Annotated in this window: 14 protein-coding genes; 10 read left to right on the top strand and 4 right to left on the bottom strand. The window is 49.2% G+C overall.

Annotated elements, in window-relative coordinates; all coding sequences use genetic code 11:
• Positions 1–370: 370 nt before the first annotated feature.
• Entirely contained in the window at positions 371–1,507 is a 1,137-nt protein-coding gene (locus AC1RJL_RS09630) for an FAD-dependent oxidoreductase (RefSeq protein WP_492913307.1), read from the bottom strand.
• 171 nt (positions 1,508–1,678) lie between these two features.
• Between AC1RJL_RS09630 and AC1RJL_RS09625 the strand changes: the two genes are divergently transcribed.
• Positions 1,679–2,389, top strand: coding sequence for an AraC family transcriptional regulator (locus tag AC1RJL_RS09625; protein WP_492913305.1), 711 nt, complete (start codon positions 1,679–1,681; stop codon positions 2,387–2,389).
• A 197-nt stretch (positions 2,390–2,586) separates the two neighbouring features.
• Here the strand turns inward: AC1RJL_RS09625 and AC1RJL_RS09620 are convergent, their stop codons facing one another.
• Genes AC1RJL_RS09620 through AC1RJL_RS09610 form a run of 3 tightly spaced genes read right to left on the bottom strand, consistent with a single transcriptional unit; the run spans position 2,587 to position 4,900 of the window.
• Complete coding sequence (locus tag AC1RJL_RS09620) at positions 2,587–2,904, bottom strand: DUF3325 domain-containing protein (protein WP_492913303.1); 318 nt, start codon at positions 2,902–2,904, stop codon at positions 2,587–2,589.
• On the bottom strand, positions 2,897–4,585 hold the full coding sequence (locus AC1RJL_RS09615) for a PepSY-associated TM helix domain-containing protein (protein ID WP_492913301.1): 1,689 nt from the start codon (positions 4,583–4,585) through the stop codon (positions 2,897–2,899). Before AC1RJL_RS09615 ends, AC1RJL_RS09620 begins: the two co-directional genes overlap by 8 nt.
• A 12-nt stretch (positions 4,586–4,597) precedes the next feature.
• Positions 4,598–4,900 carry an iron uptake protein gene (locus tag AC1RJL_RS09610; RefSeq protein WP_492913299.1) on the bottom strand — a complete coding sequence of 101 codons (303 nt, stop codon included), beginning with the start codon at positions 4,898–4,900 and terminating at the stop codon, positions 4,598–4,600.
• A 574-nt stretch (positions 4,901–5,474) separates the two neighbouring features.
• Between AC1RJL_RS09610 and ppc the strand changes: the two genes are divergently transcribed.
• The 9 genes from ppc to AC1RJL_RS09565 all read left to right on the top strand — a co-directional run bounded on the left by ppc (position 5,475) and on the right by AC1RJL_RS09565 (position 17,497).
• Positions 5,475–8,090 carry a phosphoenolpyruvate carboxylase gene (gene ppc, locus AC1RJL_RS09605; RefSeq protein ID WP_492913297.1) on the top strand — a complete coding sequence of 872 codons (2,616 nt, stop codon included), beginning with the start codon at positions 5,475–5,477 and terminating at the stop codon, positions 8,088–8,090.
• Positions 8,091–8,483: 393 nt separating this feature from the next.
• Positions 8,484–9,737, top strand: a complete 1,254-nt coding sequence (locus AC1RJL_RS09600) for a methyl-accepting chemotaxis protein (RefSeq protein ID WP_492913295.1) — start codon at positions 8,484–8,486, stop codon at positions 9,735–9,737.
• 9 nt (positions 9,738–9,746) lie between these two features.
• On the top strand, positions 9,747–10,109 hold the full coding sequence (locus AC1RJL_RS09595; protein ID WP_133685375.1) for a response regulator: 363 nt from the start codon (positions 9,747–9,749) through the stop codon (positions 10,107–10,109).
• Positions 10,110–10,123: 14 nt separating this feature from the next.
• Complete coding sequence (locus tag AC1RJL_RS09590; protein WP_492913293.1) at positions 10,124–10,429, top strand: STAS domain-containing protein; 306 nt, start codon at positions 10,124–10,126, stop codon at positions 10,427–10,429.
• A gap of 13 nt (positions 10,430–10,442) precedes the next feature.
• Positions 10,443–12,644: a chemotaxis protein CheA gene (locus AC1RJL_RS09585; RefSeq protein WP_492913291.1), complete on the top strand. Its 2,202-nt coding sequence runs from the start codon at positions 10,443–10,445 to the stop codon at positions 12,642–12,644.
• The gene (locus AC1RJL_RS09580; protein ID WP_492913289.1) at positions 12,641–13,150 is read left to right on the top strand and encodes a chemotaxis protein CheW; all 510 of its coding nucleotides are present in this window, start codon (positions 12,641–12,643) and stop codon (positions 13,148–13,150) included. Before AC1RJL_RS09585 ends, AC1RJL_RS09580 begins: the two co-directional genes overlap by 4 nt.
• Before the next feature lie 42 nt (positions 13,151–13,192).
• The gene (locus tag AC1RJL_RS09575; RefSeq protein WP_492913287.1) at positions 13,193–14,860 is read left to right on the top strand and encodes a methyl-accepting chemotaxis protein; all 1,668 of its coding nucleotides are present in this window, start codon (positions 13,193–13,195) and stop codon (positions 14,858–14,860) included.
• A 59-nt stretch (positions 14,861–14,919) separates the two neighbouring features.
• Positions 14,920–16,551: a methyl-accepting chemotaxis protein gene (locus AC1RJL_RS09570; protein ID WP_492913285.1), complete on the top strand. Its 1,632-nt coding sequence runs from the start codon at positions 14,920–14,922 to the stop codon at positions 16,549–16,551.
• A gap of 124 nt (positions 16,552–16,675) precedes the next feature.
• Positions 16,676–17,497, top strand: a complete 822-nt coding sequence (locus AC1RJL_RS09565; RefSeq protein ID WP_492913283.1) for a CheR family methyltransferase — start codon at positions 16,676–16,678, stop codon at positions 17,495–17,497.
• Position 17,498: the final 1 nt, after the last annotated feature.

Below are 17,498 nucleotides of genomic sequence, written 5' to 3'. Positions count from 1 at the left end.
GGATTTGAGCGCTTGATTTTTCGGCGGAATTTAATTTACTGGGAAGGCATAAAATAGTGTGGTGACAGATGTTTTTTGTTTGATTTTTAATTGCGGTCCACTCAGGGCATCCAGGTACTTTGCAATCATCAAAAATACTGTACAAGTGTTTAGCATCCTGTTTCATTTTTTTAAAGCGATATCTGAATGTCGCGTTTAGATAGCGCGGGCTACCGTATTGGAAAGCTGGTGAATATTCTTCACCAAACAGGCTATTGCTATTCAGCGTCAGGGTTGCTGCTTCGGTAAAATCAAGAGCAATTTTTTATTCGGATCGCCCATTGATAATCCGGCAACTTTGATCCACGGAAAAAAATCATGCTGATAGTAATTACACAACCGGCCGGGTAAACAGATTGACCAGGCTATGTGGTGCATCAGGGCCGAGACACACGTTTAAAATAATGTCTGACTCGGTTGCCTCGGCTGCGCTGCGAGGAAATAGTTCTTGTTCATAGGCGATAAGCGCAGCTTCAATATTTCCAGGATTGGCGGCTATGGCTTTTCCAAGCTCCGCGCCATCGAACATTGCGAGATTGGCTCCTTCCCCTGATGGGGACATCAGGTGCGCGGCATCGCCAAGCAAGGTTACCCCGAATATGCGATTCCATTTGTGCGCGGTTGGGAGCGCGTAGATAGGGCGAAATACAGGATCCGTCTCACTGTCAGTGATGAGCGCTAGCAGTTCTGGCGCCCAACCTTTGAACTCCTTTGCGATACACGCCAAGGCAGTTGTGCGATTGGAAAAGTTGATACGCTCAAACCAATCCTGCGGCTTTGTTAACTCCACGTAAATATGTAGCACTCCATTAGGTTCGCGGTGCGCGACAATGCCTTTTCCCGGCGCTAGCGCATACATGGCGCCAGCGCCAACCACTGCGGCGCTTGCCGTGTGGCGGGAATTGCTGTTGAACATATAGGTCTCAACAAATGAAGTACCGACGTAGCGCGGTTTTGCTTCGGAGAGCAACGGGCGGATTTTCGACCAGGCTCCGTCTGCACCCACGAGAAGGTCGGTAATTACTGTTGTATTGTTGGTAAAGGTTACTGCGTGTCGCCCTCCACCGAGTGAGGACACTGTGGTGACCTTATGCGCCCAACAAACCGCATCCGCTGGCAGTGATTCAAGCAGAATTCGACGGAGCTCTCCTCGTAGTACTTCAGGGCGCCCCCCTTTGTCATCGTCGAACTCTTCAAATAAAGCATTGCCGTCCTGATCGATTATTCGCGATGCCTGGCCGCCAGGATGGATAATCTCAAGGAACTTATCGTACAGCCCCGCTTCTTTGAGTGCGAGTTGCCCATTGTATTCGTGGATGTCCAGCATACCTCCTTGGGTTCGTGCATCCACGGAAGCTTCTGCCTCGTAGACTGTTGCTGCAATACCATGCACCCGGAGGACTCGCGCCAGCATCAGGCCACCCAGGCCGGCACCGATAATGGCAATATTGGGGGATTGTGTCGTCATAATCTGTCATCCAGTAGAGGATTTCGTGCCCGGCAAATCCCGGCACCTTGAATACAGTTTATGAATGATGGTCATAGTAAACTATCGAATATGTGACTATCATTGTGCTCGAATCCGCCAATAATTTTCTGCGGATGCCAGTATTTTTCTGCATAAAAATGCATTGTCGCCATGATTGAATGCGTCACTTTTAATCAAGAGAATTATCGGGATGAAGCTCATAGCCATCCCTTTGGTCAACTTTTGCTTCAGCGGTTTGGTACCACGGTATTTTCAACGGATGATGGTGAGCGCTTTATGACGCCCGGTCGGCTCTGTTGGTTGCCGCCGGATTTTATCCATAGTTTTTATTCGTCGGGTCGAATGGAAGGCATATCTGTGTTTGTTCCGCCTGAAGAATCGCATGCAATGCCAAATCGCATCAGTATTTTTCGCGCGAGTCCATTCATTGAGGTTTTGACACAAAAAATGGTGGAGAGTAAAAGTGATTCAACCAAAATCCAGCATTTATGGTGGGTTATGGTGGATGAACTCTGTAGTGCTGCACCCGACGAGCTGTATTTACCCGCACCCAAAAGCAAAAAATTGCGTGAGATGACGGATTTTCTAGCCGCTAATCCTGCCGAAAATTTGCCGGTGCAGTATTGGGCTGAGCGATTACATATGGCTGAAAGAACTTTAATTCGCCATTTTCGCGCTGAAACCGGAATGACGATTGTGCAATGGCGTCAGTGCGCGCGCGTATTGGCTGCGATTAAGTTATTGACTGCAGGCGAGTCGGTTACGCAAGCCTCTTTAGCCGTAGGTTATGAAAGCCTGAGTGCGTTTATCGCTGTGTTTAAGCAGGTTTCTGGCGAGTTACCATCGCAATTTTTAAGGTGATCGGGTTTTTTACCGCTGGTTGATATGAAGACCCTGATATCCGCCCGCTCCCCCGGAAGATATAGCGACTCTGTGTGCATTACAGTCTGTACTTTAAATATTGCAACTTTTTTACTTATCTGTATCAGCCTAAGCTGGTGTTTTGCTGCAGATGCGATCCCTGTTTATCTTGAGCCAGGAAAATTCCCGTTGGGTTGTTATTGCGTCGCTGCGAACGGCAGGGCGAACAAACGCAACAGGCGCGGGCGCCAGCTGAGGGTAAATGCCACCGTCAGCGCTGAGCCTGCAAGTAACATAATCCACACCAGCGACGCCATGGTGGCGTGATCCACCGCAAGGCAACACACCAGTGAGAAAAACAGGGCGATGTAACCCAGGCTGCGCAAGGTGCGGACGGTCTTCGCCGATGCCGCACTATCGTTAACTTGCTTCCAGTGCACATCCATCGCCAAGGCCAGCCAGGCCATACCGGATACGCACAAAACCGTTGCTGCTACGAGCAGGAAATTATCCACGTTGCACCTCCGCGTCATCCATATCGTTAATGACGGCGACTGTTTCAGTTGCGGTTTTGCGACGCAGATGGCGCGCGGCAATAAATGATAAGCCCGCGGTTACCAGCAATGCCAAATCAAGACCCGCTACCGGCCAATAACCTTCGCCTATGGTTTTGGCGAGATGGTCGCCAGTGGTAATCCAGTTAAGCGCTACCGCCGCTGGCGCCAACAGGGCGAGAGCCAGACATTGGTCGATCCAGGCAGGATTAAGACGCGCCTGCGCCACCGGGCCGCTACGCAAGAATGCATGGGCCATAGCCACAACCCAGGTCGCCCAAAAAATGTATACCTCTATATCGCCACGCGGTGGCCAGCCCTCGGGCACAGTAACGGGCAACAAGCGGTTGCCGATCAGCATTCCCACTGCGGCTATCAACATGCCGGTCACGGTAGTAACCGCGAGTGCATCCACGACGCGCGCATTTTGGCTGCCTTGTCTAACGTACTGGCGCTTGCGTTTTTCGACGAAGAAGATGAATCCGGTCGCAATACATACGCAACCCGCCAAGCCTCCCAACACGTAAAGCCAGCGCAGCATCCAGTGACGGAAATGCTGTAAGTGTAAACCGGTCAGAAATTCGTTGATGTTTTCCACCAGGGTGCTCGGCGGATCTTCACGCAGTACTTCCCCGGTGCTGGCTTTGAAGTGAATGCCTTCGCCAGTCAGCGCGATACGGTCAGTACCGGCACGGTAAACACTCACATAGCCATTGGTATCGCCCACATGGCGCAGCGCGAGGAAACCTACATCGCCGCCCATACCGCGCTCGGCCCAGCGGCGTTTGGCTTCAGTAACCATTGCATCGACTGAGGCGATAGGTGCAACAACGCCTGCGCGGTCGTGCGGCAAACCGGTTTCTTCTGCCTCGTGGAGTTCGTGCAAATCATGCAGCGGTTCCAGTTGGGTATGGGAGATCGGGAAGTAGATGCCGGCAAAAATCACCAGACCGGTAAAGGCAAAGAAAAAGTGGAACGGCAAAGCCACCACGCCGGTAAGGTTGTGCAAATCCAGCGTACTGCGTTGGGTGCTTTTGTTCGGGCGGAAGGTGAAAAGTTCGCGGAAGAATTTGCGATGCATGACCACGCCACTCACCAGAGCTGCCAACATAATCAGGGAGGCAAAGCCGACGATCCAGTAGCCCAGGTCCATCCAGTGGAAATTCAAACTGTAGTGCAAAGGATAGAAAAACTGGCTGCCAATTTTGAGGCTGTCATCGGGGAAAACTTTGCCGTCGCGCGGATCGATGGTGCGGCTGGTAAAAATGACATCTTCGTGATCGATTGCATTGGGCACTTCATAACCGGCAAAAATATTCAGTACCGGGTCGCGGTGTGTAGTGTAAGCACCCCAGGTAACTACCGTGTCGTAACGCTCCGGCATGGGGCCATTCGCACGGGGGCTGAATTGTTCGATATCCGTTTTGGTCGGCTGCATTTTTTCAAAAATCGGACGCAGCAAATTGTCGAATGACGGCATAGGTTGCGGTTCAAAGCGCGACTCGGGAACTGCCCAGCGGTCGATCTCACGGTCGAATACCGACAGCGCGCCGAAGAAAAACACTACCATTAATACAAAGCCCAACACCAGGCCAAACCAGGTGTGTAACCACGCCATGGATAAACGGAAATTCTGGAGCACGGGGTTCTCCTCTTACACCAGTAAATGCTGTATCAATGAAGCCGAGGCAGCCATCACCAAGCCACCGCCAACCAATATCAGCCATACACGGTTCAGGTTCCGGGCGGCAAACGCCCACAGGAACACGCTCAGGTACAACAGGAAGCCGATAATACTGGACAGGTGTTCGGCATCGTGAAATGGCATACCGAGCGCATACAGACTCGCATGCAACAGGGCGATGGCACCCCACACAAAGACATAACCGCCCAGAATACCGGCCCCGATACGGCCGATAATATGGCGAGTAGAAAGGGTAGGTGATGCAGTAGCCATAGGTTTTGGTTCCAACAACTAATCGAATCCACCGGCGGATTTAATCGCAGGTTAGAGATTTGTCCGCATTTTATGCTCTCGGCAAGAAAAATGATAATAATTATCATCTATTAACACTAATCAGAGTTAACTTCGACACGATGGTCGGTTACGAACCGAACGAACACTGCCGCGCTGTTATCGGGCATAGTATTTGCTCAACTCTATTGGGTGCGTGGAGAGAGTTAGCCTTGATACAGATTTGAGGGCTGTATTTAATGCCTCTTAATATAGGAGATCAGCAATCAGTAAGGGATGGTGAATGAATCCCGGCTGCCCCGTTGCCTAAATTCCGCGCAATTCGTGCGGACAGCCCGACCGCTGCTGTTTGGTGCGCTTGCATCGTGGCTTGCACCTTTGTAATCTGCGCGGCCGCGAAAAAGTCTGAATAATTCGATAATGCGAGTTTTTATCATTAAGTAAGCTAATCCTGCTGCCATTTTCTACCCATCACAGGGGCGATGGCGTAGAATGCCGCCCGCTTTTGGTGATTCGCTTGTGTGTTTTTTAATCCCTCTATTGTTGGAGATGCCCAATGTTAAAGCTGCCTGAAACCCTGCGCGAAAATGTCCGCCTGCTGGGGGAGCTCTTAGGTGAAACAATCCATGCCCACGAAGGTGCAGATCTGTTTACCAAAGTAGAAGGTATTCGCAAGTTGGGCAAGGCAATCACCAAAGCGGAAAGTGGCGACTCTGCGCCGCTGGTTGCCATGCTGAGCAGCCTGGACGACCAGGACATCTTGCCGATAGTGCGCGCATTCAACCAATTCCTGAACCTCGCCAATATTGCCGACCAGGAATATTTCTCCAGCGCCGAAGCCGAGCGCGATGACAGTTTACAAACCATGATCCAGGAATTTGCCGGGATTCACGGCAAAGCTGCCCTGACCCAGATCATCAGCAAGTTGCGTATTGAGCTGGTACTGACGGCGCACCCGACTGAAGTAACCCGGCGCACCCTGATCCGTAAATACGACCAGATCGTCGATACCCTTGCCGATCGCCAGAACGGCAGTTTGTTGGGCTTCGAACAAGACAAATTGCGTGGCCGCTTGCACCGTTTGGTGGAAGAAATCTGGGCTACCGATGAAATCCGCACCACCCGCCCGACGGCGGTTGATGAAGCCAAGTGGGGCTTTGCGGTTATCGAAAACAGCCTCTGGCAAGCCGTGCCGGACTTTATCCGTCATTTGGATCGCCTCTGCTCCCGTCATTTGGGTGAGTCCCTGCCAGTCGATTTGCGCCCGATCAAATTCTATTCGTGGATGGGCGGCGACCGCGACGGCAACCCGAATGTGACCCACAAAATTACCCGTGAAGTGCTGTTACTGGGTCGCTGGATGGCGGCCGAGCTGTACTCGCGCGATGTTTACAGCCTGGGCGGCGATCTGAGCATGATCGAGGCGAGTGAAGAGTTGCGTGCCCTTTATCCTGACAGCACCACCCCTTATCGCGATGTGATGTTTGACTTGCGTCGTCGTATCCAGGCTACCCTTGAATGGGCTGAAGCGCGCCTGCAAGGTCGCTCGGTCGAATTACCGGTTGACCTGATTACCAGCCGCGAAGATCTATTGTCGCCTTTGATGCTCTGCTTCCGCTCACTTAATGATGTTGGTTTGCCGCACATCGCTAACGGCCCCTTGGTTGACACTATTCGCCGCATTCACTGCTTCGGTATTAACCTGGTGCCGCTCGATATCCGTCAGGACGGTGACCGCCATGTGCAGGCGATTGATGAGCTGGTGCAGTATTTGGGCTTGGGCAATTATCGCGAATGGCCGGAAGAGCAGCGCCAGGCGTTCCTGTTGGAATCATTGGATAGCAAACGTCCGCTGATGCCAATCAGCTGGCCGATGAGTGACGATACCGCTGAAGTATTGGCGACGTGCCGCATCGTTGCGCACGAGCCGCGCGAAATTCTGTCGCATTATGTTATTTCCATGGCGCAGCAACCTTCAGATGTGCTGGCCGTTGCGCTCTTGTTGAAAGAGTGCGGCATGACCTGGAATATACCGATTGTTCCGCTGTTTGAAACCCTTGATGACCTGGATCGCGCCCCGATTGTGATGGAGCGTTTGTGGAATCTGGAGTGGTATCAACAATATTCAGCCCATCAACAAACCGTGATGATCGGCTACTCCGACTCGGCAAAAGACGCGGGCAAACTGGCGGCAACCTGGGCGCAATACAAGGCGCAAGAGAAACTGGTTGCGCTGGCGGATAAGTTTGATGTATCGCTGGTGCTGTTCCACGGCCGTGGCGGTACCGTTGGCCGCGGCGGCGGCCCGGTAGAGAAAGCGATGGCGTCCCAGCCACCCGGTTCGGTCAAAGGCCGTATCCGTGTGACCGAGCAGGGCGAAATGATCCGCTACAAATTTGGTTTGCCGCGCGTTGCCTTCAGCAGCTTGTCTTCCTATGTGGTAGCGACCCTGCGTGCCACTATGGCGCCAAACGCTGCACCTAAACCTGAATGGCGCGACCTGATCGAACGTATGGGCACTGCCAGTCTTGAGGCTTATCGTGCCATTGTGCGCGGCCACAAAGATTTCGTTCCTTACTTCCGCAACCTGACTCCTGAACAGGAGCTGAGCTTGCTGGCATTGGGCAGCCGTCCGGCCAAGCGTAAATCAACTGGTGGTGTAGAAAGCCTGCGCGCTATCCCCTGGGTATTTGCCTGGACGCAGGTGCGTTTGAACTTGCCCGCTTGGTTGGGAACCCGTCAGGCGTTTGAATATGCGCTGCAAAATGATCCATTGCTGTTGCAAGATATGGTGAGTAACTGGGCATTCTTCTCCAGCTTCCTCGACCTGCTGGAAATGGTAATCGGTAAAGCCGATGGCCCTATTTGCACCTACTACGAAGAGCAGTTAGTGCCGGTTGAATATCGCGGTTTGGGGCAGGAATTGCGTGGCGATTTGCTGGCTCTGGAAGGCCTGATCAACCAGATGAAAAAGCAGGATGTTTTGCTGGCCGATGACCCGATGCTGCGCCAGTCGCTGGAAGTGCGTAAGCCCTACGTCGATCCACTCAACTATCTGCAAGCCGAGTTGCTCAAACGTTACCGCAGCAGTGAAAACATCAGTCCGGATCTTGAACGTGCGCTTAAAGTAACCATGGCAGGCATCGCGGCGGGTATGCGCAATACCGGTTGATGAGTCAAACTTGCTATCGCTGATCTGCTTTACCTGATCGGGATAAAAAAAGGAGCAAAAGTCAGCGCACTTTTGCTCCTTTTTTTATCGTGTGTTATTTGTCACATCCCAATAGTCAATCTTGCTGCTTGGTTACTTACCCTTTCTCTCTGCAAAGATCAGCCCGCCATTTTGTGTCATGCAAGTTGATAGCGATGATTTATGTTCGGTTCCCGTGTAATGATTTTCTTCATATTGTCACTCCTGGATATGAGTAGATTCACTCAGGGGTGCGTCTTTGACACCTATATAAACGCCGTCTATACCTAGTTAACCCACCTGACAGCAGTTTGCGCAGTGATAACTTCTTATCAAGCGCTGAGCTTTTGCAACTGAATTTGACGGATTAAACCAATGAGTAATAACTATCCTAATGCGCGTGCGCCCCGTTCTTTTTCTGCATCACATCATCAGCGCGGTTCATCACAGGTTTTAGTAATGGGGTCTATTGCGCTGTTGACTATTGTTGGCGTGGTTTTAATCACGCTCACGGCGTTATCGATTGTCTGGAAAGTGCTCGTGCTGGTAGTGCTGATCGGCGCTGCTGCGGTTGCCTGGGGGCAGGTCGCACAAATGGTGAAACAAGAGAGTGATTCACAATCGGCTTTGTTAAAAGCGCGCGGCATGCAGGAACTCGCACAAACCTATCAACCCTTACTGGAAAACTATCAACATTTATTAAAAGAAATCCTGCCGCTGTGGCAGCGTCAAACCGAATTGGCGCGCAGCCAACTGGAAACCAGCATTACTGAATTGGTGGGACGTTTTTCTGAGATACACCATCGCCTCCAAGCCGCCGTTGCCAGCTCATCAACAACTGCAAGCAGTATGAAAGGCGATAACGGTTTGGGTGGCGTAATTCATTTTGCCAACGACGAATTGAGCCAGATCACCCACACACTGCGCCAGGCGATTGATCAGCGTGACGAGTTATTAACGGAAATTTCCGGTCTCTCAAAAATTACCGTTGAATTAAGCGGGATGAGCGCAGAAGTAGCGGGCATTGCATCGCAAACCAATTTGCTCGCACTGAATGCGGCAATCGAAGCGGCGCGCGCGGGTGAATACGGTCGCGGTTTTGCGGTAGTAGCTGATGAGGTTCGCACGCTTTCTACGCGCTCGGGTGAAACCGGTGCGCGTATTGGTCGCCGGATCGAACAAGTGAATTCCGCATTGCAGACCACACTGGATAGAACAGCAGAATACGCCGCCGAAGACAATTCCCGCCTCGCAAAATCTGAAACATCTATCTCGCAAGTACTCGAACAATTTCAAAATTCCAGCGAAAACATTTTGCAGTCTGCCCATATTCTGGAACAGGAAAGTGCCGCCGTTCAATCGAGTGTTGAGGAGGTATTGGTAAATCTGCAATTCCAGGATCGTGTCAGCCAAATTTTGGGACACGTTATTGACGATATGGAAAAACTGGTTGGCGCTATCGCCGATCAGGAGACGCGCTTGCGCCACGGCGAACCAGTAGTAGCGATTGATACCAAAGAATGGTTGCGTTCGCTGCAAAAAACTTACACCACACTGGAACAGGTTGATATCCATCGCGGTGGATCGCAAACCAAAGGTTCCAATAATTCAGAAATCACGTTTTTTTAGGAGTAGTGAATGTCCAAAGTAATTCTTGTAGTTGATGACTCGGCCAGTGTGCGCCAGGTAGTAGGTATCGCGTTGCGCGGTGCCGGCTACACAGTAGTTGAAGCGAGTGATGGTAAGGATGCATTGACCAAGTTGGATGGGCAAAAAATTAATCTGGTGATCTCGGATGTGAATATGCCGAACATGGACGGCATTACGTTTCTGAAAGAAATGAAAACCAAAGCCAATTACAAATTCACCCCCGTAATTATGCTGACCACTGAAGGTGCAGAAGAGAAAAAACGCGAGGGCCAAGCCGCCGGTGCCAAAGCCTGGATTGTAAAGCCTTTCCGACCTGAGCAAATGTTGCAAGCTGTATCAATGCTGATCTAACGAGAAAAGTGAATATGAATATTTCGCGCAAAAAGAGCAAGGATACAACGACGTTGGTATTCGAAGGCGATCTGACTATCTATTATGTTGCACAAATTAAAGATGAGTTGTTTGCTGATTACGAAAAGCTCTCCGATAAAGTTGCATTGGATTTAGCTGCAGTCAGCGAAATAGATACCGCCGGTGTGCAATTGCTATTATTCGCGAAAAAGTTTTTTAACACGGTGCATCGCTCAGTATTTATTATCAAAAGCAATGAGTCAGTAGAAAGTGTATTGACGGCGCTTGATGTCAACAGCCAGTTTGCCCTGGAATCATAAGGAACTCCCCACTATGAACCTCGACGGTGCCTTGCAAACGTTCTTCGCGGAAGCGGAGGACTTGCTCAACTCCATGGAAGCCGCATTGCTGCGTATGGACGAGGGTGATAAGGATATGGAAACCATTAACGAAATCTTTCGTGCCGCGCACACGATCAAAGGTTCCGCTGGTTTATTTGGGTTGAATGATATTGTCAGTTTTACGCACATTGTTGAAAACGTTTTGGATCGCGCTCGCGATGAAAAAATTACTGTCACAGGTGATTTATTAAGTATTTTATTACCTTGTCGCGATCACATCGCGACTTTGGTGGAAAATGCCATGCACGATAATCCCAACGATGCCGAGTGCCTCGCACATGGTAAGGCACTGTTGGATTCCTTATCACCCTGGCTGGAGCCTTCATCAAAAACAGCAGCGCAGGCACCTGCGTCCGTTTCAGCGGGAACACCGCCGTATGGGCTTGATGGAGCTGAATCCGATTACGAGGCCTGGCATATTTCTGTGCGCCTGGGGCCGGATTTATTGCGCAATGGTATGGATCCTTTATCTATCCTGCGCTTCCTGCGCACGCTGGGTGAGATCACCCATATCGTCACTATTACCGAGCATTTGCCGGAATTTAATAATTACGATCCCGAGCAGTTGTATCTCGGTTTTGAAATTACGTTGGTTAGCAACGCATCGCAGCAGCAAATTGAAGATGCCTTTATGTTTGTGCGCGATGATTCAGATCTCAAACTGATTCCGCCACGCAGTAACATCCAGGCTTACGTCAACCTGATTCAATCTTTGCCGGAAAATGCCCAGCGTCTGGGAGAAATTTTGGTGAAGAGCCACGCGATCAGTTTTCAGGAATTGGACGCTGCATTGGCTACCCAAAAGCAACAGGCGAAAAGTGCAGGTGCGGTGGGAATGCTTGGCGATATCCTGATTGAGGAGCAAGTCATTGCGCCGGAAATTGTCAATGCGGCACTCGATAAACAAAAGAAAATCAGCGAGAAAAAAACCAGTGGCGAAAATCGTTTTATTCGCGTTGATGCCGAACGGTTGGATGTTCTGATCAATTTAATCGGTGAACTGGTCATTAATCGCCAGCGTGTCGATTTGCTGTCATCCAAGATGGGTAATCCCACATTGATTGAAGCGGTCACCTCAATGGGGAATTTTACTGAGGCAATCCGCGATGCTGCACTGACATTACGTATGGTGCCAATTGGCGATACATTCCAAAAATTCAAACGCGTTGTGCGCGATACTGCCAAAACCATTGGCAAAGAAATTGAGTTGGAAATTGAAGGCGCCGAAACCGAACTCGACCGTTCAATGGTAGAGAAATTGAATGATCCACTGATGCATATCGTGCGCAATGCGATGGATCACGGTATTGAATCTGTGGCGGTGCGGCAGACTCGTAACAAGCCGGATAGCGGCACTATCAAACTCACGGCGCGTCATGATGCCGGCAATATCGTTATCGGTATCCACGATGATGGTGGCGGTTTGGATGTGGAAAAAATTCGCAAAAAAGCGATCACCAACGGCATTCTGGAAGAGGGCATCCATCTCTCTCGTCAGGAGTTGTTCCAATTGATTTTCCACCCCGGTTTATCCACTGCCGAACAGGTTACCAATCTGTCCGGTCGCGGTGTGGGAATGGATGTAGTGAAACGCAATATCGAAGAGTTGCAAGGCGGTATTGAAATTGAAAGTGAAGTCGGTGTGGGAACCAGCTTTAGTATTCGTTTACCGCTGACATTGGCGATCATTGACGGCTTTCATGTGACTGCCGGGCTCATCGATTTTATTGTGCCGCAAAATACCATCCTTGAATGTGTGGACCTCAATTCATTGAATCATGTACAGGGCCAAAATTGTGTGAATTTGCGCGGTGAGCAAGTTCCCTATATTCGCCTGCGTGAAATTTTTTCGCTACAACCAAAAGATTACAGTCGCGAAAAAATTGTAGTAGTTCAGTTCGGTGAAAAACGGGCGGGCATAGTGGTAGATGAGTTGCACGGCGAAATTCAAACAGTGGTAAAACCCATGGGGCCCATTTTTCAAGCGCTTAAAGGCATCGGCGGGTCCAGTTTGTTAGGTACCGGAGCCGTGGCGTTGATTCTTGATATCCAACAGTTAATCGGTTTCGCCATCAACCGCGAACATGTACGCAACAATGCCTTTTCAGTAAGTGCGCAGGAGCAGGAACAATGAACCAGCCAAGCAGACAAAAAAAGAGTCAGTCAGCTGAAGTGATTAAGCAATATCTGACCTTTCGCATCGGCCATGAAAACTACGGTTTGGAGTTATCCCAAACCCGCGAAATTATTGAATACAGCGGTATTACCGAAGTACCTCTCATGCCTAATTTTTTGCGCGGTGTTATTAACTTGCGCGGTGAAGTAGTGCCGGTTATTGATCTGGCAGTGCGCTTGGGACGCAAGCCGATTGAAGTGCAAAAGCGCACTTGTATCATTGTGGTTGAATTGCAAAACAATGAGCAAAACCATGTGCTCGGCTTGCTGGCAGATTCTGTCAGTGAAGTGATCGAAATGAATGATGAAAATATTGAAGATGCACCGTCGTTTGGTGCCAACATCCGCGCTGATTTTATTCAGGGGATTGCCAAGCGCGATGATGAGTTTGTGGTATTGCTGGATGCAAATAATGCCCTGTCGATTCGCGAGCTGGCCCATTTGGTTGAGGCGCAGCTGCAATAATTGCATTCCATATCAATAATACAAAATCGTGAGACGATAGCCATGTTCAATAACCTTAGCTTGAAGTTTAAAATTTTATTGCTTAGTACGTTGATTGTCCTGGGACTGTCGACCTTGGGCATTACTGCCTATTTGCAAATCCGTTCATACAACACAGTGGTTGATGAGACCGCTATGCACAGCAAGCTTCGCTCCGGGATATTGGTGGAAATCCAGAGTGCCGCAATTGTTTTTAAAACACAGGTGCAGGAATGGAAAAATATTCTGATCCGCGGTAACGATGCGGAGCAATTTACCAAATATGTTGATGGCTTTATCGAGGCAGAAGCGACCGTACAAAAGCACCTTGCCAATGCATTGGAACTTCAAAAGCAGGAGGGCGAGCCAACAGATGCGGTTGTCAAGTTGCAAAAAGAACATACGGAACTGGGAAAAAATTATCGCGAGGCACTAAAAAGTTTTGATCAGGAAAATGCAAATGCTGGAAAGGCAGTCGATAAATTGGTCAGTGGTATGGATCGGGAAGCCAGTAGTCAAATGCAAACACTGGCTGATAATACCACTAAAGGTTTCGATCAGTATATGCTGGATTCCGATGTAAAAACTGAAAAAATATACAGCGACACCGTACGTTTGTTGCTGATCATTTGTTTTAGTGCATCGATCATTATTATTGCGGTCATGACGTTTATTTTTCGCGATATGTTCAAGACATTGGGCGGTGAGCCTTCTTATACGGCTGAGGTGGTGTCGCAAGTAGCGGAAGGACATCTCAATGTCGACATCCAACTTAAGCGGGGAGACACCAGCTCATTACTTGCAAGCGTTGCCAATATGAGCAAACAGTTGGCCGATATTATTGGCGATGTGCGCAGCTCGGCCGATGCATTGTCGTCGGCCTCGGAAGAAGTGAATGCCACGGCGCAATCGCTCGCTAAAGGTGCTTCGATTCAAGCGGCCAGTGTGGAAGAAACCTCGGCGTCAATGGAGGAAATGTCTGCATCGATTTCGCAAAACAGTGAGAACGCAAAAGTGACCGATGGCATGGCTCAAAAAGCGGCGCGCGATGCAGCGACAGGTGGTGAAGCAGTGATGGGAACTGTGGAGGCGATGCAAAAAATCGCTGAACGGATCAGCGTTATCGACGACATTGCCTACCAAACCAATTTGCTTGCACTGAACGCTGCAATTGAGGCCGGGCGTGCGGGTGAACACGGACGCGGTTTTGCGGTAGTCGCATCGGAGGTGCGCAAATTGGCAGAGCGCAGTCAGGTGGCCGCGCAAGAAATAGGTACGCTCGCACTCGATACGGTTAAACGCGCAGAAAATGCAGGAATTATGTTGCGAGATATGGTGCCCGCGATTCGTAAAACGGCGGATCTGGTACAGGAAATAGCGGCGGCATCATCTGAACAAAATGCAGGAGTGTCGCAAATTAACGGTGCAATCGGTCAGGTAAGCCAGACGTTGCAACAAAATGCAGCGGCATCGGAAGAGTTAAGTTCTACTTCGGAAGAAATGAGTGCCCAAGCTATTCGCCTGCAGGAATCAATGACCTATTTCAAATTAGGTAGTGATGGTCCAGGTAAAACGGTTAAGCCCATCAATAAAAAGATAGCAACAATCAATAAGACCAGATCTGGTGGCAATAAAGCCATTGGCTCTATTAGTGATGATGAATTGGATAAGAATTTTGTACGCTACAGCTGAGTAGTCCAGCTAATCCCGGATACTGAGTGCATTTAAATTAAAATTTTATGGAGTTAAAAATGACCGTAGCCAAAAAAATGATTTTTCTGGTGGCTGCTGCTTTACTGGGAATTGTAATTCTAGCCGGTGCAGCCCAAATACAGATTAATAATGTATTTGAGCAGACCAATTACAGTAATGAGAATGTTATCCCCAGTATGAATTTGTTATCTGACATCCAGAGTAATGTTTACCGGTCGCGCATTCGCTTAAGCCGCTTTGTATTAAACACTGACCCTGCACAGGTTGAGAAACTCGAAGTAGACCTTAATAAGGCAATAAAGGATTCCAGCGATGGAATGAAACAATATGAAACCTTCACCGATCATGAGAAAGACAAAGCGCTATTGGCAGCCGACAAGCAGATGTTTGAAAAATTTGTCAGTCATATTCCCGGGATATTAGCAGCGGCCAAAAAAGGCCAAACCGATGTGGCGCTCGCATTGATGGAGAAATCGGGTGAGGATGCGAGATTATTGGCTGCTACATTGGAAGAGCATGCTGCTTACAATATCGAGCTGGCTAATAATGCTAAAAATACTGCATTGGAAACAAAATCAGAAGCTGCATTTTTATCAGTTGTGATCGCATCAATAACATTGGTTGCTATTGCATTGATTGGATTTTTTATCGCGCGCAATCTGTTGCGTCAATTAGGTGGCGAACCAGATTATGCTGCGGCAGTTTTGGCAAAAATTGCAACCGGTGATTTAACCCAGCAGGTGATTACCAAACAAGGTGATACCACCAGTATGTTAGCGACGATTCGCGAAATGTCGAACACGCTATCGCAAGTATTGGGTGAAGTGCGCAGTTCAGCCGATGCCTTGGCCTCTGCCTCTGAAGAAGTGAATGCAACTGCACAATCACTTGCCAAGGGTGCATCGGTGCAAGCGGCAAGCGTTGAAGAAACCTCTGCATCGATGGAAGAAATGTCAGCCTCAATTATGCAGAACAACGAAAATGCGAGCATCACCGATGGTATGGCGCAAAAGGCGGCCATTGATGCAGCGACCGGTGGCTCTGCCGTCGCGAGTACAGTGACCGCGATGCAAAAAATTGCCGATCGTATTGGTGTGATTGATGACATTGCTTATCAAACCAATTTGCTCGCGCTCAATGCAGCAATTGAAGCGGGCCGTGCGGGCGAACACGGGCGTGGTTTTGCGGTAGTTGCTTCAGAGGTGCGCAAATTGGCTGAACGCAGTCAAGTGGCAGCGCAAGAGATAGGTTCGCTAGCCGGTGAAACAGTAGATAAGGCCGACACCGCAGGCAAGTTATTGCAAGAGATGGTTCCCTCAATTCGTAAGACTGCAGATTTGGTACAAGAGATTGCAGCTGCCTCGACCGAGCAAACGGCAGGCGTTAACCAAATCAATGCCGCGATTGGGCAGGTGAGTCAAACCATGCAACAAAATGCAGCTGCAGCGGAAGAGTTGAGTTCGACATCGGAAGAGCTCAGCTCACAGGCAATGCGCCTGCAAGATGCAGTGAGTTATTTCACCTTATCAAACCAGGATTCGCGTTCGGCATTCACTCGCGTAACCAAATCGGCACTTCCTACAGGGCTACGCAAAAGTAGCGAGAAAAAATCCGATAGAAAAGCATTTAGCGATGATGAGTTGGATAAAGATTTTATCCGTTATTCGTAAGTGACACAGGTGGACAGGGAAACGGTTGTTAGCGGACTCAGGTAATGATGATAAAAATTTGTGCGTTACATTCAGGTAACGACATTGCCCTGATAATAGAGGTTAGATGATAGTGAGTCACGTTATGACAATGGAATCGGCAACGCCCATCCCCTCGGATAAAGAGTTTCAGCTGTTTCAACAACTGATACAGGATAAGTTGGGAATTTTTTTACCAGAGCAAAAAAAAGCATTGTTGAGCAATCGTTTATGGAAGCGTTTGCAGGCCTGTAAAGTAAATGGATTTGGCGATTACTATCGTCTTATCCAAAGCCCACAAGGAAAGGCTGAATTAAGTGTTGCGTTGGAGTTAATTACGACTAACGAAACTTACTTTTTTCGTGAGCAAAAGCATTTCGATTATATGCAGGAGGAAATTCTTCCCAAGCTGAGATCGGGCGGTAAGTTTCGGGTATGGAGTGCTGCTTCTTCTACTGGCGAGGAGCCCTACAGTATTGCAATGGTGTTGAAAGACCGTTGCCCCTGTGAGTGGGAATTACTTTGCTCCGATGTGAATCGGAGTGTAGTGGAACAGGCCAAAATCGGTATTTATCCGGATATGCGCGTGAAAAATATTCCACCGGAATATTTGCGCCGGTTTTGTCGCAAAGGGGTTGGTCCACAGCAGGGTAATGTGCGTGTTATTTCAGACCTGCGTCAGGTTGTGCAATTTTTTACCTTGAATTTGCATGAGGACTTTCCCGATATTGGTAAATTTGATTTGGTTTTTTTGCGCAACGTACTGATTTATTTTGAGAATGAAAACAAGGCAAAAATTTTGGATAGAATTGCAGAAAAATTGACTCCCGGCGGCATATTATTTGTCGGCCACTCAGAAAGCTTGCATGGGATGAGTACCCGTTTTGTGCCAGTGAGGCCCGCTATTTATCGTTTAGCGGGGCGGTGAT

It is taken from the genome of Cellvibrio sp. GW822-FHT04B05, from assembly GCF_058800985.1.
This window is presented reverse-complemented; position numbering and strand designations above follow the sequence as displayed.